At 70.2% G+C, this 19,964-nt stretch carries 18 protein-coding genes and 1 pseudogene; 13 read left to right on the forward strand and 6 right to left on the reverse strand.

Translation table 11 applies throughout. The features are described from left to right. Positions 1 to 25: 25 nt before the first annotated feature. The gene (locus tag ACZ5WG_RS37280; protein ID WP_468729074.1) at positions 26 to 1,369 is read right to left on the reverse strand and encodes a lipase family protein; all 1,344 of its coding nucleotides are present in this window, start codon (positions 1,367 to 1,369) and stop codon (positions 26 to 28) included. Positions 1,370 to 1,612: 243 nt separating this feature from the next. Here ACZ5WG_RS37280 and ACZ5WG_RS37285 point away from each other — a divergent pair, with 243 nt between their 5' ends. The 6 genes from ACZ5WG_RS37285 (at position 1,613) to ACZ5WG_RS37310 (ending at position 6,359) form a co-directional block, all read left to right on the forward strand. Then, positions 1,613 to 2,887 carry a PucR family transcriptional regulator gene (locus ACZ5WG_RS37285; protein WP_468729076.1) on the forward strand — a complete coding sequence of 425 codons (1,275 nt, stop codon included), beginning with the start codon at positions 1,613 to 1,615 and terminating at the stop codon, positions 2,885 to 2,887. Between the two features lie 129 nt (positions 2,888 to 3,016). Beyond that, positions 3,017 to 3,541, forward strand: a complete 525-nt coding sequence (locus ACZ5WG_RS37290) for a VOC family protein (RefSeq protein ID WP_468729078.1) — start codon at positions 3,017 to 3,019, stop codon at positions 3,539 to 3,541. 361 nt (positions 3,542 to 3,902) lie between these two features. Beyond that, the gene (locus tag ACZ5WG_RS37295) at positions 3,903 to 4,862 is read left to right on the forward strand and encodes an SMP-30/gluconolactonase/LRE family protein (RefSeq protein ID WP_468729080.1); all 960 of its coding nucleotides are present in this window, start codon (positions 3,903 to 3,905) and stop codon (positions 4,860 to 4,862) included. A gap of 150 nt (positions 4,863 to 5,012) precedes the next feature. Further along, positions 5,013 to 5,138, forward strand: a complete 126-nt coding sequence (locus ACZ5WG_RS37300; RefSeq protein ID WP_468729120.1) for a DUF4265 domain-containing protein — start codon at positions 5,013 to 5,015, stop codon at positions 5,136 to 5,138. Positions 5,139 to 5,142: 4 nt separating this feature from the next. Then, positions 5,143 to 5,469, forward strand: a complete 327-nt coding sequence (locus ACZ5WG_RS37305; protein ID WP_468729081.1) for a transposase — start codon at positions 5,143 to 5,145, stop codon at positions 5,467 to 5,469. Positions 5,470 to 5,891: 422 nt separating this feature from the next. Further along, entirely contained in the window at positions 5,892 to 6,359 is a 468-nt protein-coding gene (locus tag ACZ5WG_RS37310; RefSeq protein ID WP_468729083.1) for a hypothetical protein, read from the forward strand. A gap of 736 nt (positions 6,360 to 7,095) precedes the next feature. Here the strand turns inward: ACZ5WG_RS37310 and ACZ5WG_RS37315 are convergent. The 3 genes and pseudogenes from ACZ5WG_RS37315 to ACZ5WG_RS37325 form a co-directional block, all read right to left on the reverse strand. Then, positions 7,096 to 8,772, reverse strand: coding sequence for a PKD domain-containing protein (locus ACZ5WG_RS37315; RefSeq protein WP_468729085.1), 1,677 nt, complete (start codon positions 8,770 to 8,772; stop codon positions 7,096 to 7,098). Positions 8,773 to 8,875: 103 nt separating this feature from the next. Further along, a complete protein-coding gene (locus ACZ5WG_RS37320; protein ID WP_468729087.1) occupies positions 8,876 to 9,430 on the reverse strand; it encodes a hypothetical protein in 555 nt (184 codons plus the stop codon). 275 nt (positions 9,431 to 9,705) lie between these two features. Continuing rightward, positions 9,706 to 10,345, reverse strand: a pseudogene (locus ACZ5WG_RS37325) (SRPBCC family protein). A 362-nt stretch (positions 10,346 to 10,707) separates the two neighbouring features. Here ACZ5WG_RS37325 and ACZ5WG_RS37330 point away from each other — a divergent pair. Both ACZ5WG_RS37330 and ACZ5WG_RS37335 read left to right on the forward strand, forming a co-directional pair. After that, on the forward strand, positions 10,708 to 11,313 hold the full coding sequence (locus tag ACZ5WG_RS37330) for a hypothetical protein (protein ID WP_468729088.1): 606 nt from the start codon (positions 10,708 to 10,710) through the stop codon (positions 11,311 to 11,313). A 284-nt stretch (positions 11,314 to 11,597) separates the two neighbouring features. After that, complete coding sequence (locus tag ACZ5WG_RS37335) at positions 11,598 to 12,488, forward strand: NB-ARC domain-containing protein (protein WP_468729090.1); 891 nt, start codon at positions 11,598 to 11,600, stop codon at positions 12,486 to 12,488. Here the strand turns inward: ACZ5WG_RS37335 and ACZ5WG_RS37340 are convergent. After that, positions 12,425 to 12,844: a resolvase gene (locus ACZ5WG_RS37340; RefSeq protein WP_468729092.1), complete on the reverse strand. Its 420-nt coding sequence runs from the start codon at positions 12,842 to 12,844 to the stop codon at positions 12,425 to 12,427. The genes ACZ5WG_RS37335 and ACZ5WG_RS37340 overlap by 64 nt on opposite strands. 814 nt (positions 12,845 to 13,658) lie before the next feature. Between ACZ5WG_RS37340 and ACZ5WG_RS37345 the strand changes: the two genes are divergently transcribed. Then, the gene (locus ACZ5WG_RS37345) at positions 13,659 to 14,909 is read left to right on the forward strand and encodes an MFS transporter (protein WP_468729093.1); all 1,251 of its coding nucleotides are present in this window, start codon (positions 13,659 to 13,661) and stop codon (positions 14,907 to 14,909) included. A gap of 265 nt (positions 14,910 to 15,174) precedes the next feature. Here ACZ5WG_RS37345 and ACZ5WG_RS37350 read toward each other — a convergent pair whose 3' ends face one another. Beyond that, positions 15,175 to 15,429, reverse strand: a complete 255-nt coding sequence (locus ACZ5WG_RS37350; protein ID WP_468729095.1) for a hypothetical protein — start codon at positions 15,427 to 15,429, stop codon at positions 15,175 to 15,177. Between the two features lie 136 nt (positions 15,430 to 15,565). On the opposite strand from ACZ5WG_RS37350, the gene ACZ5WG_RS37355 reads away from it, so the two are divergent. The 4 genes from ACZ5WG_RS37355 (at position 15,566) to ACZ5WG_RS37370 (ending at position 19,824) form a co-directional block, all read left to right on the forward strand. Further along, complete coding sequence (locus ACZ5WG_RS37355) at positions 15,566 to 15,754, forward strand: hypothetical protein (RefSeq protein WP_468729096.1); 189 nt, start codon at positions 15,566 to 15,568, stop codon at positions 15,752 to 15,754. Positions 15,755 to 16,619: 865 nt separating this feature from the next. Further along, positions 16,620 to 17,399 carry an aminotransferase class IV gene (locus tag ACZ5WG_RS37360; protein ID WP_468729097.1) on the forward strand — a complete coding sequence of 260 codons (780 nt, stop codon included), beginning with the start codon at positions 16,620 to 16,622 and terminating at the stop codon, positions 17,397 to 17,399. A gap of 147 nt (positions 17,400 to 17,546) precedes the next feature. Next, positions 17,547 to 18,086, forward strand: a complete 540-nt coding sequence (locus tag ACZ5WG_RS37365; protein ID WP_468729099.1) for an EF-hand domain-containing protein — start codon at positions 17,547 to 17,549, stop codon at positions 18,084 to 18,086. A gap of 139 nt (positions 18,087 to 18,225) precedes the next feature. Then, entirely contained in the window at positions 18,226 to 19,824 is a 1,599-nt protein-coding gene (locus ACZ5WG_RS37370) for an NAD(P)/FAD-dependent oxidoreductase (protein ID WP_468729101.1), read from the forward strand. Positions 19,825 to 19,964: the final 140 nt, after the last annotated feature.

Here is a 19,964-nt window from a genome sequence, read left to right on the forward strand (position 1 = left end):
GGCGCGGCAGGGCCTCGCACGGGCATCAGGACAGCGGCGTCGGCTCCTCCGGTGCCAGTGAATTGCCCGTGGGGATGCGGCCGCAGTCGGACGGGGCGGGCCTGCCCGCGAAGCGGTCGCCCAGCCAGCCCAGCGCGACAGGTGCCCAGACCACGGACGCGCCCGTGTGGCTGAGCAGTTCGTACTGGCTGTACTTGACGGCAGAGTTGCCGGTGGTGCAGTACTGCCGGGCGAGCGCCCGCACGTCCCCGGTGACCATGACGCCGTCACCCCTGCCGATTCCCGGGTGGTTGCCGAAGGTCCCTTCCAGGACGCCCGCGTCGCCCTGGGCGATGAATCCGGGGATGGCGGGGGTGGCGGCCGAGCCGAGGTTGAGCTTGTTCATCGCTTCCACGAACGCGGGGATCGAGTTGGGGTCGGAGTACTGCGACTTCGCCATCTTCTTCCAGGTCAGCCCGGGGTAGTGACCGATGGCGTCGAGGATGGAGCCGTGCTCCAGTTCCTTGTACACCTCCAGGCCGTAGCCGTTGAGATAGGACTTGAGGTCGATGCCGTAGGAGCGGGAGACCCCGATGACCGCCATGGGGATGACGCCCGACCACGCCAGCGAGCCGTCCACGTACTTCAGGTTGTGCGCCGGATCCACGAGCAGGCCGCCCTCGGCGTAGCCGACCAGCTTGCGCTGGACGTCCGGCGCGTAGCTCGGCGCGAGCGCAGCGGCCCAGTTGGTTGCGACGGAACCACCGGAGTAGCCCATGAGGCCGAACGCGGTGGCGGAATTCAGGCCGGTCTGCTCCGACTTGGTTGCGGCGCGGATCGAGTCCAGCGTGTTCGTCCCGTACTCAGGTCCCGCAGCGAAGTGCGCCTGCTGTCCCTCGGTGTCCGGGATGACGACGTCGTAGCCCTGCGTCAGCAATGGCGCCAGGAAGACGGCCTCGACGTTCGGGATGAGGCCTCCGAGGGAGACGTTGCCGGCGATCGCACGGGACGGCCCGTCCTCCGGGCTGAGAGAATCGTAGAACGACTGGTAGGACACCGCCTTGCTGCGGTCACCCGTCGGGCTGCGCACCACTGTGGTCACGTTGGCGGCCGGACGGCCCTGGACGTCGGTGGTCCGGTAGAGCAGTTGGACTGCCTTCAGGGGCGTGGAGATGCCGACGAGGTGGTACTGCAGCGTCCGGGTCTTCAGCACGGTGCCCGGCGCGAACGCGGAAAGGGGCTCGCTGCCGCCATAGGTGTAGAACGGGTCGCTTGTCGTGGACGTCGCTGCTACAGGCGTGGACTGGGCGGCGGTGGCCGCCGGCGCGGCGGTCATGGCCGCCGCGGTGGCGACAGCGACGGAGATCAGGCGAACGGCGGCCTTGGACATGCCTTCCTCGATTCCTGGGTGGGGGCTGACGCGTCGACACGAGGTCACGTGCATCGGCGCGTCAGGCCGGGGCGGGCGGCCCCCGGCAGGGGATTGCGGTGAACGACGCGGCCGGGGTCTGCCACATCTGGCCATCCACCGGCCAGTCGTGTTACCAACCAGTAGGTGATGTCCCGGAAACATCATGGGGCCGAAACGCGGCCGCGTCTCCGGGGTGGGGAACAGAGATGTGCGAGGTGGATTGTGACCGTATCCAACGCAGTGGGACGGGACTCGGTGCCGCAGTTCGGCGGCGTGCCGGTCCACAAGCGGCTTCAGGACGCCGCCGGGGCGCTGGAGCGTGCGGTGATGGTCCGGCTCGTCGAGCGGCTGCCCGTCTACGGAACGCTGTCAGCGGAACACCTCGGCGGTGACATCGCCAAGCAGGTGACCCGCGGCATCCGGAGCTTCGCCGCGGTCCTGCGCACCGGCGAACTGCCGGGACAGGCCGAAGCGGCGGCGATCCGCGAGTCCTCGGCCCGGCGTGCCGACGAGGGCGTGCCGCTGGAGGCCGTGGTCGGTGCCTATCACCTGGGTGCGGAGGAGTGCGCCGCCCAGGTCTTCTCGGCGGCCGAGCCGGGTGACCTGGGGGACGTGCTGTCGGTCCAGCGCCAACTGCTCGCGTTCCTGCGGCTGGTGAGCTGCGAGGTCGCAGCCGGGTACGTGCAGGAGCGGCAGACGGCGCTCAGTGACGAGCAGGTCGCCCTGCAGTCGCTGCTGTCCCGGCTGCTGGAGGGCGGCAGCCCGCAAGTCGCAGCCGACCGCGCGGGCATCCGCCTGCCGCCCTGCTACCTGGTGCTGAGCATCACCGTGGGACCGCACCCGGACGAGCTGGTGCCCGGCATGAACCATTCGGTCGCCGCGCGCCGCAAACTCCGGCGGCTGCGCAATGAACTGCAGCGCCAGACGAGGGGTGTCCCGCTGTCCGTGCTGTCCGGCGACGGCGGGCTGGTACTGATCCCGTACGAGACGCCGGCCGCCGACTTCGGCCGTGCGGACCGGGACCGGCTCTCCCGGCTGGTCGAACAGCTCGGCCGGATGTGCGGCGCCGAGCTGTTGGCTGCGGCGGCGGCCGCAGCACCGGAAGGCGTTGCAGAAGCCGCGCGGCTGGCCGGCGAGGTACGGGAGGTGGCGGAGGCGTCCGGCCGAGCGCCCGGACTGTACCTGCTCGACGATGTGCTGCTCGAGTACCAGCTGAGCCGCCCGAGCCCGGCCAGGGACGGGCTCGCCGCGCTGCTCGACCCGCTCGATGCCCGCCCGGAGCTGCTCGTCACGTTACGCGTCTTCCTCGCGTGCAGCCTTGACCGGCGCCGGGCCGCCGCCCGGCTCCAGGTCCACCCGAACACGGTCGACTACCGCCTGCGCAAGGCGACCGAGTTCACCGGACTGGACGCCGCCCGCGGCGCCGATGCGCTGACGCTGCGCGCCGCACTGGCCGCCCACGACGCCGTACGGCAGGGCAAGCCCGACTTGGGCTGACACGACCCGGCTCCGCCGGGTGACCGGCCTTCGAAAGGACACCCCCGCGATCACGAACTAGGACGAAACCTGACCTGGTCAGGTCCTACGGTCGTCACGTCAGCAGGAACCGGCAGACAGGACGAACCGATGAAGCACACTGCGCCCGAGGGCTACACCAGCGTCGCACCGTGGGTCGTCACCGACGACACCGGCGCGCTGCTCGACTTCATCACCGCGGCGTTCGACGGCGAAGAGCTCGCTCGGGTGCCGCTCGAGGACGGCACCATCGGACACGGCGAGATCCGCGTCGGCGACACGGTCGTCCTCGCCTTCGACCGTCGGCCCGACTGGCCCGTGATGCCCGCGCTGCTGCGCCTCTACGTCCCCGACGCGGACGCGGCCATGGCCGCCGCCGTGGCACACGGGGCAACGGTCGTCACCGAGGCCACTGACAGCGCGTGGGGCGACCGGGGCGGCAGGGTGCGCGACACGTTCGGCAACATCTGGTGGGTGACGAGCCGGGTCGAGGACATCGCACCGGACCGGGCCTGGCAGCGGATGTCCGAGCCGAAGTACGCGGAGTCGATGCGCATCGCCCAGGAGACTCTGGACGCCGAGCTCAGTGGGCGGGAGTCCGGGGTGGCCAGCGCCCCACGACACCCGGCCCCGTGAGCCACCCGACCCAGGAAACCGAGTCGGCGTCCGTGTTCGCGGCAGCCGCCGCGATGACGATGGCCGTCATCGGCGCTGACGGGGCATGGCTCGCGGCAGAGCCACCGTCCTGCACGCCAGACCATCTGCATGGCTCGCCACGAGCAATACCGCAGCATCCTGCCTGATCCCGGGAGCGACCGTCGGACTCCGTCCCGTACAGGCGGCCTTGCTGCTCACCCGGCCCCGGTTTGGGCCCCGTCCACTCTTCGTGATCTACGGCACTCCCTTCGGTAAACCCTTGAGGTAGCCATATTCGGTACTGAGATAATCACTTCATACCGAACAAACTTCGGTCACCCTTCAAGGAAGGACCACGCACATGGCCACCACCGAGCGCCCCGAGCTGTACACCTGCCTCGACGACCGCTTCCGTACAGGCCGGTGCATGAACGGTGACGACGCGCTGGAGGTCCTCTACACCGGCTGCCGCTGGGCCGAGGGCCCGATCTACCTCCCGGCCTGGCGCCAGCTCATATGGAGCGACATCCCCAACGACCGCATGCTGCGCTGGGACGAGACCACCGACACCGTGAGCGTCTTCCGCTCGCCCGCCGGACACACGAACGGCAACACGCTCGACCGCCAGGGCCGGTTGATCACCTGCGAGCAGGGCAACCGCCGGGTCACCCGCACCGAGCACGACGGCACGCTCACCGTGCTCGCCGACCGCTGGCAGGACAAGCGGCTCAACAGCCCCAACGACGCGGCCGTGAAATCTGACGGCTCGATCTGGTTCTCCGACCCGGACTTCGGCATCACCAGCGACTATGAGGGCTACCGCGCGGAGAGCGAGATCGGCTCCAACAACGTCTACCGGATCGACCCGGCCACGGGCGAGGTCCGCCTGGTCGCCGACTGCTTCTCCGCCCCCAACGGGCTCGTCTTCTCCCCCGACGAGCGGCAGTTGTTCGTCTCCGACACCCGGGGCGGCGCCATCCGCGTCTTCGACGTCCACGCGGACGGCGACCGCCTCTCGGACGGCGAGGTCTTCGCCAAGGCCGATACGGAGGGCGGAGCCCGCTTCGACAACCTCCGCTTCGACGACGGCGGCCGACTGTGGGTCGCGGCGATGGCCGACGGCGTGCACTGCTACGACCCCGACGGCACCCTGATCGGCCGGCTGAACGTCCCGGAGACGGTGTCCAACATCTCCTGGGGCGGGGCCAAGCGCAACCGCCTCTTCATCACCGCCGAGACCAGCCTCTACTCGGTGGTCATGGCGGTCACGGGCACCCACCCGACGGGCCCGGGCCGCCGCCCGTGGCTCGACGCCTCCTGACACACTCGCAATCCGGGCCTGACGGCCCTGACTCCATCCCGTGACGGCGGAGGTCGATCTCCGGTTCAGGCGGAGAACGCGGTCGAGAAGATCAAGGTCAGGTTCCGGTTCGTCCCTCGCGACGGGTGGTTCCCGCAGGACACCGGGGGCCTGTGGGGGACGAAGCTCGGCGATGACACCGCGAGCGTGCAGAACGCCCCCTTCCTTCAGGACGGGGTGGCCGAGGGCGATGAGGTCCGGTACCAGAGCGACTCCGCGGGACCTGTCGGACTGTAGCGCAATGTACGACGGGCTCAATCGCGGCCTGATCGGCGTCGACCGGCTGCGGAGCGTGCCGGCCTGCCTGCCAGCGCCCCGGTTCCCTGACGCCCGGCCGGTCCCGGCCGTGGATGTCTCGCCGTGGCTGCGGTCGGACGCGCCGTGCGTGCCGGAGCGCCTGTTCTGGCATGTAGTCGGCCGTGCGAAGACGGCTTCGCCGTTCATCCTGGGCCGGCCGTACTCGTTCGCAGCGGTGCCGGAGACGGGCGCGACGCCCTGGACCGCTGACCGGCCCCGGCCGGCGCACGCCGCCCCGTGCCGGACCGCCCCCGCCAGGCCCGTGAAATGAGATGCCGCTCCAACAGCGGGCTCCCCGGCACGTGCAGTGTCGTTTCTTCCACCGAGGCAGGGAAAGTTATTCCGATCAGCGACTCGTCCACGTCCCGCTGGGAATACCCTCGGTGCGTTCGCAGGTACGTCTCGGGGGGAGTCATGAGCAACCCATCTGATGAGACATCCCAAGGATCTTCAAACAGCACTCAAAGCGGTTGGTCCGCCCGTCGGGTTGCCATAGCCGGGTTGGTCGCAGCAGTCATCGGAGCGGCAGCGACGCTTGGAGCACCCCTGATCAACAACAGCCTGTCGGACACTCGCGGCCCGGGACCCGCACCCGTACCAACTCCCGACCATGCGCCCACCACGCCCGACACGGATCCGCCCGACTCTTCAAGGCTCCCTACCCCTACTTCGAAAGCGCGATGGAAGGGAGTTGTGACGCTTCCCCTCTCCCTCAACCAGAACTCGGACGTCGGCGCGGAGCTCGACGGTAAGAGGCCTGGCCAACTGGTGGGCGTGGACGACGATTTGCGAGGCGATTACAGTACCTCGGCGGCAATCATGGTCATGAGCGGCCACGCCGCGGAGGCCCCCGGGGACGCCTACGACCTCGACCGCGCCGCATGCGAGAAGCGAATGCCGCCGGGGGTGGCAAAGCACCCCGAGTGGGTCTATGTGTTCCGCGGCAACGGCCTGGGCGGGACGTACTGCTTCACCACCACGGAGGGCGGCGTCGGAGCCTTCACGATCGTGTCGGCCGAGCAACCGCTGCCTGACTCCGTGACGGTCAAGGTGGTCCTGTGGGACTTTCCGACGCCCGCCGTCTCGGGCCAGCTCGGGGCGCCCGGGGGCAGAGTACGGGCGGATGGCAGCCAGTCGCGCGGGGCGTCGGAGTACAAGTGAACGCGGGACGCGAACGACCGCCCTCCCCGCGCGAAGCCGCACGCTTGGATCACACCCCCCCGCCTGACCGACACGGCCTACGGACCACACAGCGCGGCGGTCACCATCGTCCAGGATGGCGTCGTGTGCGCACCGCGCGCGTGACGGTCCGAGCCCGGCAGACGCTGCGGAATCGTGCAGACCTCACCGCCCGGCGCGGTGACTGCCTACCCACCCCTGCCCCACCGCCCCGGCCCGCACCGCAGCCACCACCCGAAGGACGGAGCGCACGGGGAAGTGCCAGCCAGCGCAGGTGAGTTGGGAACGCCTCCCGCTGTGCCCGATCCGCGGGAAGGAGCACGCACCGAAGGAGAGGAGCGCACGACGAAGGACGGATGCCCCACCACCTCGCTTCGTGCGCGCCCCCTTGCGGGGCCACCGCCTTCTGCTCGCCGCGGCGCAGTACGGGAGCTGAGTGGTGTCCGTTCTGCCGTCCGACCGGCCCGGCCAAGGGCTGTCCCGTAATCCCCGGTGGATCAGCGCGCGGCGTCGGATGCGGTGCATCGCAAAGCGGAGGAGCGTCCTCATACCGGGCGCCTCCGGGCGTTCCGGCAACGCGGCGAGGCGCCGTAGCTGTCGTCGTGCGCCCGCCGGGGATTACGGGACAGCCCTTACGGACGACGTCGCCCTGGGAAGCCATACGGCCCTTGAGGTCCGAAGGGGCGCACGGGGTCGCTCCTTCGGACCTGTCAGCGGATCAGTAGGCGTCGTACTGGCCAAGCCAGTCGATGATGAAATCGGCTTCTCGGCTGCTCTGGTTCCAGAAGTCGACGAGGCCGTAGGGGCCCGGCTTCGCCTGGACCAGGTTGGGCACGTCCCTGCCCGCCGTCCAGTTCAGCGCGGAGGAGACGGGCCGCGGCGGCATCGGGGGGCGCCCGTTGCGGTAGCTCTCCCACGGGTAGGGATCCGGGGAGACGGAAAGGAACCCCGGGCCGCTGGTGGTGGTGACGGTGACGTTCAGTACGTGGGCCTCGATGGGGCGCGGGATGTTCACCGGCGCCAAGGGTTCATAGAAGTATCCGCCGGCGAGGGTGAGCCAGCTGTTGGGCCCCGTGAGCTTGCGCGAGTCCTCGATCCGCCAGGGGGACGTCATGCCGCCATCGCCGACGGTACTGAAGGCGGCCTTGCTGCCGGCGCCGTAGTAGCCGACGACGTCGACGATGACGTCGGTTCCGGCCCAGGCGCCGTTGCGGACGTTGATCTTCCCGTCTGCGCCGATGGGGACGATGACCGAGTTGGCGATCGTCTGGCCCGCGGTGAAGTTCAGGTTGGACGTGGACGGCGCGGCCTGTCCGGCCGGGAAGACGGTCAGGTGGCCGGCCTCCCGCGGGTTGGTGACGGTCACGTTCAGCGCCACGGCGCTGGCCCCGGCGGGGACTCCGCTCCTGCCGGTGATCTGGACACCGATGGCGGACTGCCCGGCGACCTGACCCCGCGCCGCGCCCAGGCCCTCGCGGGTATCGACGAAACGGACCGGGGCCAGGGAGGTGTAGCCGTCGTCGGCGGACCGGTGGAAGTAGCCCGTGACATCCGCGATCAAGTCGACCGCGTTCCAGCCGCCGTTGTAGAGCTCGACGTAGCCGTCCTTGCTGACCGGCACGATCACCTGGTTCGGAACGGTCTGCCCGGCGATGTAGTTCATGTTCGAGGAGTCGGGCCGCTTGGCACCCGCCGGGTACGCGGAAACGTGTCCGGCGGCGGTGGTGTTGGTGACCGTGACGTTCAGGACCACGGCAGCCACCCCCGCCGGAACCTTCCCCATGCCCGCGATCTTCACCCACACCGACGAGTACGCGCCGACCTTGGCCTTCCCCGCGCCGATACCGGCCCGGGTATCGAGCAGCCGGGTAGGCGCATGCGGAGAGAAGAACGAACCTGATGTCGAGAACGCGAGCTGCTTGACAGCCTGCACCTTGCTGACGCTGTCCGTCGCGGTCACCGTGACCGTGTAATCACCGGGCCGGGGGTACGTGTGCTTGATGGACCTCAGGATGTCGCCGCCGTTTGCGGTGGCCGTTTCCGTCGTGCCGTCGCCCCAGGCAATGGTGACGTCGTGGGGGACGGCCACGCCGTTGTAGAGGTTGACGGTCAGGGAAATCCCGCGTGCGGTCGTGTTGTCGGCAACCACCGCGAGTTCGAGGTCCGATGCGGCGGCGGCCTGTACCGCCGCGGCCGTGGCCTCGTGACCGGGCGCGACCGAGCGGACCGTGCCTGCAGCCGAGCTCCGGAGGGCCCCGCCCTCGTCGGCGGACGCCTCGGCCGGAGGAGCGGATACCCCCGGCGGCACTGCGCCGTCCGCCAGCGCCGTGCCCGGTATGAGACCAACGCTCGCCGCGATGGCGGCAGCTGAAACAACGAGTCGGCGGCTACGCACCGGCCCCCCCATTTTCTGTAAATGCTTGAGTGGGTTCGAAAGCCAGCTCAGAGTACAGATCGCCACGGGCAGGGGGCAGGGCTCGTGCGTCGTGCGGCGGCCGTCAGCGGGTGCGCCGGGGGCCGCCGCGGTACGGGCGGCGGCGGGAGACGGCCTCGGGAGCGGCCTCGGGGGACGAGAAGCCGCCGGCCACTGCCACGCGTGCCGGAGCCGGTGGGGCGAGGAGGGGCGAAGCAGCGGCCGATGGTGCGGAGGGACGATGGGGCGCCGACTGCTGCGCGCGGCCGAGGACGGCGGTGTGGGAGATCAAGGGTGCGCAGGCCTGGCAGATCTCGGCGAGGGTCCAGACCTGGCCGACGGCCGGGTTGTGGATGAGGACGAGCAGCGGGGCACCGGTACAGGAGGCTCTGGTGTCCTCGTGGAATCCGCATTCGGCGGCCCGGCAGGCACACGACGCGTCGGGGCGGACGGTGGCGAGGCGGGCGTGTGCGCGGGCGTGCTCGGCGGCGAACCGTCGCATGGCCGCCGTGTCCTTGGACCGGGGCGGCATGCGGCATGCCTCGGTGGTGCAGGTGACGGAGACGGTGTGGTCACCGTGTCCGGTCAGGCGGACCGTCCAGGTCCGCCCCGGGACACGGGATCCGGGAATCGTGGTCAAAGGAGAATTGTCCGTTCACGTATGTGCGGTGGTGTGCCCACTGTTCGACAGTCTCGCGTGTGGCGACAGTGATTTTTCACGCGGCCCCGGCGTCGGCACGGGCCCCGTACTGGTGGCCCGGTCACGCGGCGAACCGCACTCTAGATGAGGACACCGACCGAACCCATGGGGCCTTTGTCGCACGCCGTTCGGCAGGTGTCAACGACATGCCGCCACATCCATGCCCTCCCGGCGCTCCGCGGCCCGACTGCGCGGTTGCCGGTCCGGGGCGCGGGTCAGTCCGTCCTGTGGTGGGCGCGAGCCTCGGCGGTGGCCTTGAGGTCGTTCAGCCATGTTTCGAGTCCCTGGCGGAGGATGGCGGTCGCGGTGGGGACGTCCGCGTCGACCTGAGGGCCGGTGTGGGTCTCCTCGGTGCTCACCTTGACGCCGCCGGGGATCTCGGTGAAGTTCCACACGTGGACGCCGTCGATGTGCAGTCCCTCGCCGATTGCGGGGCCCGTCCAGCGGATGCAGGAGTGGTACCTGAGCTGTTCGACGGTCGAGGTGATCTCCAGGCTGGTGGCCGGAGTCGGGTTGGGGGGCACCGGGGTTGTCCACCGGAAGGCCGAACCCTGGCGGGGGGGGGCCGCGGTCGAGGCGTTCCGCGGTGGTCACGGGAGCCTGCCAGGACGGCCAGCGCTCGACGTCGGTCTGCAGCTTCCAGACCGTGCGCAGCGGTGCGCTGATGAGGATCTCGGCCCGGTGGCGGACACGGGCGGCGGGGTCGACGCCGGCGCCGCGGCAGGTGAGGGACTTGGCGGTGCGTTGGCCGGGGAAGGCTGCGGCGCCGGCGGGTAACGCGGCAGCGCCGAGGAGGCCGATGGCGAGCGGGATGGTGAACAGGGCGTGGATGCGGGTGCGGTGGATGCCGGGCATGGGGTTCCCCTTTGGTGTTCGGTGGGTGGGCATCGCCGAGCGGCAGAGCATCAAGCTGTCATTAGAGGCTATAACTCAACTTGGGTGAGGGGCAATAGGTTGCGTGACACCTTCTAACCAACCTTCGGGCGGTGGCCGGTTGGACGGGCGTTGAGCTTGTCGGTGGGCGATGTCGCCGGCCGCGAACGCGTGGTCCCGGTCCGGGGTGAACGTGGGGGTGAAGTCGGCATGTGAAGACGACTGGACGGGGCGGGTGGCGCGTACGGTCGGCGGTGGGCCGTGGCTTGCTGTCACGGCTGTCGCCCCTCATCCGGTTGGGGACCGGTCTCGTCCGTTGATGGCGCCGGAACAGGAGCACGCCGATGCGTCTTTACGCCCAGACCCGAGCACGTCGTTGCCGGCAGGTCCTCGCCGACCTCATCGCCGTGGTCCTGGTGGCGGCCGCGGTGAGGTTCGCGCTGGCTGTCCACGATGGGATCATGCTGCTGGCCGAGCCGGGGCGGACCGTAGAGGACGCGGGCGGCAGTCTTGCTTCCGGCCTCGGCGATGCGGGGGATGCGGCCTCGAACGTGCCGCTGATCGGGGGCATCCTGAAGAAGCCGCTGCAGTCCGCCGCCGAGGCCGGCAACGGGCTCTCCGATGCCGGGCAGTCGATGCAGGACATGGTGGGCCGTGTCGCCGACCTGACCGCATTGGTCCTGATCGTCACCTCGGTGGCGATCGTGCTGGCACTCTGGCTGCCCCCGCGCGTGCGCTGGATCCGGCGTAGTGCTCGGATCCGAGGTCTTCTCGACGCTCCCGGTGGTGCTGATCTGCTTGCCCTGCGCGCCCTGACCGGGCCGACGAAAGACCTCGCATCGGTCCCCGTGCCGCCGGAGGGTCTCGCCGCTGCCTGGCGCCGGGCAGACGAGCAGGTCATCGGCGACCTGTCCCAAGTGGCGCTCAGGCAGGCCGGCCTGCGCCCCTGAAGGCGCAGGCTCCCCCGCAGTCCCGCCACCCAGCACAACCATCGTGGTGCTCGCAGCACGCAGTTGCCCGACCGGATTTCGTCCCCGCGGGGGCGGGCACATGTCGCTGCGCCGGCTCTTCGCCGGCGAACGGTGGGGGTGGGGCACGTGGTCGAACCGATGACGTTCGCCGCCGGAGCCGCGGAGCTGCGGGGCGGCTGGCCGGCCAGCTGATCGGCCCGAAGGCGAAGCGGCTGCTGCTGGGCGCGCCGGAGGCGAGGGAGCTGGAGAGGATCTCGCGACGCGTGTTGACAGAGATACCGCTGCGGTACCTGGAGGCCGAGAGCGATCCCGCCCCGCCGGCTCCCGGAACCCGGGACGTCGCGCGCAGCGACAGGCGAAACGCGGCCGACCACCATGAGTCGCTGCTGGGTCGACTGCTGGCCGAGACGGATGTCGCCGACGCCCTGGTCGGTGCGGCCCTCGGCCGCCGGGCCGCTCCGGTGGGTGAGCTGATGGAGTACGCCGACGCCCTGGGCATCGACACGAGCACGTTGGGAATCGACCTCGCGGCGTTCCTGGAGGACTTCGTGCGCGCCTTCGGTGATGCGGTGAGGCTCGCCGCAACGGAGGCCGGCAACCCTCTGTTCCAGTTGGTGGTCGTGACCGAACTCGATCGGGCCGGCGACGTCGAACGCGTGCGTTCCCGGTTGACGGCCGGTCCCGGGCACGAGGACTCCCCTGCGCTCCAGGTCGTGACAGCGGTGCGCGGCTGGCCCGGCGTGGGCAAGACCACTCTCGCGGCCCGATTGGTCCACGACCGCCCGCTCACCGACCGCTTTCCGCACGGCGTCCTTTGGGCGCGCCTCGGCTCCGCAGACCGGGTCCGATCCGAACTGGCCCGGTGGGCCAGGGAGGTGGACGAGAAACCGGACCCACAGTGGGCCCTGGACCAACTGTCGAAGCGGTTGGCTGCGGTTCTGCGCGAGCGGCGCATGCTGCTGGTGGTCGACGATGTGGTGGACCCGATCGACGTCCTGCCCTTCCTGGTCGCCGGACCGCGCTGCGCCACCGTCATCACCACACGACGGCGGGACGTCGCGGACACGGTTGCCTCCGAACGGAGGACTCGCTACAGGGTGTTGCTCGCGAGGGCGGCGACGCGGTTCTCGTACTCGCGGCGCGCCTTGCGCTGAGCAGGGATCGCTGGGGCGCCCGGGGTGCCGTCGAGGGACTGGCAGTGGATGAGGAGCTGGCGGTGGACCGCGGGGGTGGCGCTGACGCGCAGGGTGTAGCCTTGGCCGCGTCGTACGGCCACCCCTTGGTCGAGCGCGACGCGCTCGGCAGGTTCCAGGTCGGCGGCCCGGAGGAAGTCGGCGACCTTGCCGGGCATGTCGAGGACGACCGACAGCTCCGGCGCCGGGGCGCTTGGGTCGGCGGCCGTGTATTCGCGCAGGAGATCGGCGACGGCGGTGCGGATGGCGCCGCGGCTGACGCCGTGATCGCGGGCGAGAGCGGCGATGGAGCGGCCCTCCAGGTACGCGGTGCGCACGGCGTACCTGTCTTGTCGGCCGGGACGGCCGGGCGGCGCCCGCCCTTGTTGCCCTTGGCCTCGGCGGCCCGTAGTCCGTCGTAGGTGAGCTCGCGCTGGAGTTCACCGGCGGCGGCGAGGGTCTGCACCATGATCACGTCGAGGATGTGCCCGGTGCCGCGTACGAGGCGGAACATCTCGGAGATGTGCACGGTGTCGCCCGGCCGGGCGTAGGCGAGCAGTTCGCCGAACTTCGGCCGCTCAATGGGGTGGAGGCGGCTGGAGGTGCCGGCCTGTTCCTCGAAGACGACCGGGTCTTCGATCCCGGCCTCGGTTAGGACGAGGTTTGCCGGTCGGTCGACTGCTGGTCGGTCGACACCCGTTTGTAGACCAGGTTGGCCATGCCGCTCCCCGCTCTCGGTGGTCGCATTCGGCCCTGAGGGCTGTCCCGTAATCCCCGGTGGATCAGCGCGCGGCGTCAGATGCGGTGCATCGCAAGGCGGAGGAGCATCCTCATACCGGGCGTATCCGGGCGTTCCGACAACGCGGCGAGGCGCCGTAGCTGTCGTCGTGCGCCCGCCGGGGATTACGGGACAGCCCTTAGCTGTCAGCAAACCCTGTCATCATCCGCCATCGGATCTGATGGGATCGGCGCCGCCGTCGGGCCCCGGAAAGTCTGGGTTCATTGGACGCCCGGCGCGCCTGTCGTCGTTCGTTCGTTTGCCGACACCCGGCCTTCAGGGGATGGAACACGCGTCGGGGCCTGCGTCGCCGTGAGGGCACGCGATCTTGGTACGACTGCGGCGGGTTCTGCGGCACTGTTAGCCTGCGGTCCATGATCAAGGACGGTTTGGCAGGTCGAATAGGCCGGATGGCGGGGGACAGTGGGCCGGAGCGCGTGCTGGTCGCCGCCAGTTTCGTCAACCGGGTCGGCAATGGTCTGTTCAACGCGGCGTCGGCGCTCTATTTCACCTGGGTCGTGGGCCTGCCTGCGGTGCAGGTCGGCGCCGCGCTCACCATCGCCGGAGTGATCGGCTTGTGCGCGGGGATACCTGGGGGTCATCTCGCTGACCGGCGCGGCGCACGCGTGATCATGATGCTGGCCCTCGCGGTCCAGGCGGTATCGATGGCGTCCCTCGTCCTCGTCGAGAGCTGGGCAGCGCTCACGATCATCGCGACGGTCGACCAGATCGCCGCGGCGGTCGGAGGGGCGGCGTGGGGGGCTCTGGTGGCCCGGGTCGGGGGTGAGCGACCGGCCATGTTCCGGGCGAAGCTGCGCACCTTCGTCAACCTGGGCGTCGTCCTGGGAACGGTGGGTGCCGGGCTGGCGCTGGCCGCGGACACCCGCGGCGCCTATGTCACGCTGATTCTCGGCAACGCGGCGAGCTTCGCCCTGTGCGCGGTGCTTCTGCTTCTGCTGCCCCGCTATCCGGTGCTGGCAGCGCCGCCGCGGCAGCGGCGCTGGCTCGTCTTCGCGGACCGTCCGTTCCTGACGTTCACCGCCCTCTACGGGGCCATGGGACTGCAGTACCCGGTGGTCTCCCTGCTCCTGCCGATCTGGATCTCCGAGCACACCGAAACGCCGCGTTGGACGGTGGCCGCGCTGTTCGCAGTCAATTCGGCCTTCTGCGTACTGATGCAGACCAAGATCGGCTCCCGTATCGAGACCCCGTACGACGGCGGCAGGGCGTTTCGCACTGCAGGGCTGCTCTTCCTCGTCAGCTGTCCGATGATGGCGCTGGCGGCGTACGCCCCTGTCTGGGCGGCAGCAGGACTGGTCCTGGCGGCGATCTTCGTCCATAGCCTGGGAGAGGTCTGGGAGTCCTCGGCGTGCTTCGCCCTGGGTTTCGGTCTTGCCCCCGACCATGCCCAGGGCCAGTACCAAGGTGTCCTCGGCCTCGGCTTCAACGCGGGCCAGGCTCTTGCCCCTGCGATCCTCACCACGGTGGTGCTGGGCCTCGGCACGGCGGGCTGGCTGCTGCTGGCGTTGTTCTTCGCAATGCTGGGTGCTGCTGGCCCATCTCTTGCCCGCTGGGGTATGCGGACCCGGCCGCAGCCGGGCATTGCTGCGGAAGCGACGAGATGACCAGGGAGTACGTGCCAGGAGCCTTCCGCGTGGCATGGAACAGTGTGTGTGCATCGCGCGGCCGCTGGAGTAGCGACATGACATGGGTGGTCAGGCCGCCTGAACGTAGCCGTCCGGCGCGGGCGGGGCGTCACCGCGCAACGGGCTGAAGTCGACGTCCAGATGCGGGTCGTACGCCTCGGGCACGAGGCCGAGCTCATGGGTGACGGGGCAAGGCCCTCAACAGCGCAAGATCATCCCGTGGCGGGTTTCTGGCGTATCTGGGTCATGCCCCTACTGGCTCGATGTGCTCACCGGCGACGATTCCGTCGAACTGCTGCGCCGGCTGGCGCCGGGGGTCGCAGCGGCGCATCCCGCTGCCCTGCGGGTCCTGGCCGAAGGCGTCGAGGGGCTGCCTCTGGCGCTGCAGGGCGTGGGCAGGATGCTCCACCGGGAGTTCTCCCGGGGCTTGCCCGTCGACGACATGGTCGACGGCCTGGGCCGCGATGCCCACCTGCTGTCCCAGCAGGTCCCGCCGCATCTCGCCGGACTGGTGGAGGAGAGCAGCCCCACCCTCGCCGCAGTGTTCGAGCGCAGCGTGTCCCTGCTCGATCCGGTGGCCCGTGCGCGCTTCGCCTACCTGGGGGCCTTCGCTCCCATAACCCGCGACGTTCACGATGGCCGAGACGACCGCGGTGTGGGACGGCATCCCTGCGGACGAGGGGCTCTCACAGCAGGCGGAGCCGGCCGTGGCCACCCTTCGCGTCCTGATGGACTGCGGCCTGCTGGAGCCGGTGGAGGACGGCGAGTACCAGATGCACGGTCTGCTCGCCCTGTACGCCGATTCCCTGCTGGACACGCTGTGACGACCTGGCATCGGGGAGAACAGCCGCCGCGCCCATGCCCGCATGGTCTGCGCTTCGCTCGAGCGGCTGCTGACACCGGCCGACGGAGAAGGTTTCGACCGGCGGCGTACGGACCGCTGGGCGGACGTGGACGTTCTCTGGCTCCAACTGGCCCGCGCGGACGAGTGGTTGGAGGAACGAGTCGATTCCGACGACGAGGCTGCCCGGCGGTGCGCGGAGCTCTGCCAAGGGCCGCAGCTGCTGGAGTCATCGGCTCGCAACTCTCCCACGAAGCATCGTCATTGGCTGGAGCGGGGTGACGGGGCGGCGAGCCGGCTGGAGCTCTACGGTGATTCGGCCCTGCCCTGCAGCTCTTCCGCGAGCTGGGCGACGGACGTGGCGAAGCGATCGCCCTCGCCCACCTGGCCGATGCCCATCTCCTGTGGGGGGGAGCCTGAAGCCGCGCTCGACCGCCTCGAACAAGTGATGAAGAGCGCCCACCCCCTGCCGGTGGCCTCCCAGCACGGCAGAAGGATTCTGCTCGCCGCACTCTGCGGACAGGGCCGGACGGCCCAGGCCTTGGAACCGGCCACCCGCCTCGTCATGGGCTCCGGAAGCTGCTCTGCGCTTCCGGAGGCAGAGGCCCTGTACGAACGGGCCTGGGTACACATGGAGGCCGGAAACCCGGGGGCGGCGCGAGACGACCTCACGAAGGCGCGGGGTCTGGCGGAACAGACAGGCGACGCTGCCCTCCTGCAGGACGCCCTCGCCCTCCTGGGACGAGCCGAGCGGACGCGGGCCCCGGCACAGCTGCGCCGGACCTCCCGCCGCGTTCCGCCGTACAGGCGTGGGCGCATCACCAGGCTCGTACGGGCAGACTGCGGGCATGGCTGCCTTGAACGGGTCCCCCGCCGGCCTCGCCGACCTGCAGGCCCTGGCGCTTACCAACTACGGGCACTTCACCACCATGATCGTGGAGAACGGCGCCGTACAGGGACTCGCGCTGCACCTCGACCGGCTGGTCGGTGACTGCCGGACGGTGTTCGGCGCGGAGCTCGATCCCGAGTGGGTGCGGGAGTGCGTACGGCGGGAAGTGGGCGATGGCGTCGGCAGGCTCACCGTCCGGGTCACGGTGTTCGATCCGGGGCTGGACCTTGCGGCCCCCGACCGGGAGGCCCGGCCCTGCGTACTGGTGACGACGCGGCCCGCGGGCGGCGCCGCGGGGCCGCTGCGGGTGCAGCGGCTCGGCTACCGCCGCGACGCGCCGGCGGTGAAGCACGTGGCGCTCTTCGGGCAGCTGCGGCTGCGTCGTGCGGCTCGGCTCGCCGGATTCGACGATGTGCTGTTCGTCGGCGGCGACGGGCTGATTTCCGAAGGCTGCACCTGGAACGTCGGCTTCGTGGACGCGGACGGGACCGTGGTGTGGCCGGAAGCCGACGTACTACCGGGGGTCACCATGCGGCTGCTCCGGTCAGCCCACGGCGGGCATGTCACCGCTCCGATGACGGACGGCCTGCTGCGGTCGATGCGGGCCGCGTTCGCCACCAACACGGCCATCGGTGTGCGGTCCGTGGCGTCGGTGGACGACGTCTCCTTCCGCACCGACGACCCGGTGGTCGCCGCTCTGCGCGAGGCGTATGCGTGCGTGCCGCCGGAACGGCTGTGACCACTCCCGGCAGCCCACGGCGACAGGACGTCACCCGAAATGCCCAGTAGGCCCGCACTTTCCATGCGCGAAGGCCGGGACGTGTGGTTTCCTGAGCCCGCCTCGCACCGTGACGGGGCGACCACATGGAGTGAAGGGGATGGTGTCGTGAGCGTTCTGGACATCAAGTTGGAGCGGGCGTTCGATGTCTTCGACTCGGACCGCGACGGACGGCTCGAGAAGTCGGATGTCATCGGCCTCTCGGACAGGCTCGCCGAGTCACTCGGCTACGCCCCGGACGCCGTGGCCGGACTCCGGAATTCGCTGGCGGATCTCTGGGACGCCGTCTTCCACAAGATGGACAAGAACGACGACGGAGGGGTCGACCGGCAGGAGTTCCGGGCGGCGTTCCGAGCCCGGATCGTCACGGACCAGAACAGGATCTGGGAACGGATCAGGAACATGAGCAATGCCTGGACCGAGCTCGGTGACCGCGACGGCGACGGCATGCTCAGCCGCGAGGAGTACACCTCTCTGCTCCACGGCATGTTCCGCCTGCCCCGAGAGACCTTCGACGAGGCGTTCAACCAGCTGGACGTCGACGGCGACGGGCAGTTGAGCCGTGACGAGATCAGCTCTGCGATGAAGGAGTACTACACGAGCGAGAACTATTCGGCACGCGGCAACCAGTTCTTCGGCCGCCTCTGAGCAGTGCACAGGGGGACCTCCGCGCCCCCTCTGCCCCGCGTGCCCGCAGTGGCTCCTCTCGAGCCGATGCCTATCGCGTCCCCGCTCGTTGACCGCGAGGGGAAGCCGATCCCTCGAGACCTACCTGGAGGACCTCTTGATGGCCGATGCCGCACTGCCGGTGATCGTTCTCTCCGACACCGATCCGCTCCGCCGGCATGAGACGGCCGAGCTGGTGCAAAGCTGGTACCGGACGTCGTTCCGCGTACTGCAGGTCGCAGGACCGGCGGAGGTGGTGCGGGCACTGACGTCGCTGGCCGACCGGAAGGTACCCGTCGCAGCCGTGCTCGCAGAGGAAGCCCCCGACCCCGGCGCCGCGCATCCCGGTGTGCGCTGGCTGTCGCTGGCCGGGCACTGCGACGCCGTGCCCGGCGCCCGTACCGGGGCGGTCCCGGGCGGCGACAGCCCGGGCGAGCACCTTCGGGGCGCACTCGACGACTCCCTGTGCACATGGAATGCCGACTGCCAGGGGGATCTGCCCACCGCCGAGGTGCGCGGCAGCCGCTTCTCACCCGCCGCGTACGCGGTGCGCGACTTCCTCGGCCGCAGCGGCGTGCTCTTCCGGTGGCTGCCCGACGAGGACGTGCGGGAGGCCCCGGTGACCGTCCGGCTCGGCGACGGCACCGAGATGGTGGACCCTTCGATCAGCGCGCTGGCCGAGCGGCTCGGGCTCATCCGGCCGGCCGAGCAGGACCACTACGACGTCGCGGTGATCGGCGGTGGACCCGGGGGCCTGTCCGCGGCAGTGTACGCCGCCGCCGAGGGCATGAGCGTGGTCGTGATCGAGGACGACGCGCCCGGCGGGCAAGCGGGATCGACCTCACGGATCGAGAACTACCTCGGTTTTCCCGTGGGGCTGACAGGTGGTGACCTGGCCCAGCGCGCCTTGCAACAGGCACGCAGGGCCCGCGTCGAGTGGCAGCCCACCCGGGTGGCCAGTCGGGTGACCCCGACCGGCACGGGCGGCCATACCGTTGAGTTCGTCAAGGCCGGCACCGATGAGACGGCCTCGGTGACCGCGTCCGCCGTGGTGGTCGCCACGGGCGTGGACTGGAACCGCCTGACGGCTCCCGGGGTCGACCGCCTTCTCAACTCCGGTGTGTATTACGGGTCTTGCCTGTCCGACGCCCCCTCGACCGCCGGGGAGGACGTGTACATGGTGGGCGCGGGCAACTCCGCCGGACAGGCCGCCCTCTACTTCGCGCGCTACGCCCGCTCCGTCACCTTGCTGGTACGGGGCACGGACCTCGGCGCGTCCATGTCGAGTTACCTGGTACAGCGCATCGAGCGGACCCCGGGCCTCAAGGTCCTGTTGGGCACCGAAGTGACCGAATGCCTCGGCGGGTCCACTCTCACCGGACTCAGACTGCGGGACCGCCAGGGCGACGAGCGAACCGTTGCCGCGCACTGCCTGTACGTCCTGATCGGCGGCCGCCCGTCGACCGAGTGGCTCGGCGGCACGCTGAAGCTCGACGGCCGCGGGTACGTCCTGACCGGCAGCGGCGGAGCCGGCCCGGACGCGTTGCCGATGGAGACCAGCCGGCCCGGTGTGTTCGCCGTGGGCGATGTACGGTCCGGATCCGTCAAGCGGGTCGGCGCCGCAGTCGGCGAAGGCGCCGCAGTGGCCCAGTCCTTGGTCGAGTACCGGCGGCGGCACCCGGAGCACTTCCAGGACGCGCGAACGTCCTGCGGGTTCTGACCGGCACGGCCCAGGTTGCCGTTACCACCCTGGCGTTCCCACCCAAGGGGGAGCGGAAAGGGCAGAAGCCGCCGCGCGGGACAAACCCAGGCAGCAAGCAACGTGAAAGAGCGGGGCTCTCAGGTCCGCACCGGGAACGG

The organism is Streptomyces sp. NPDC032745 (genome assembly GCF_055579465.1).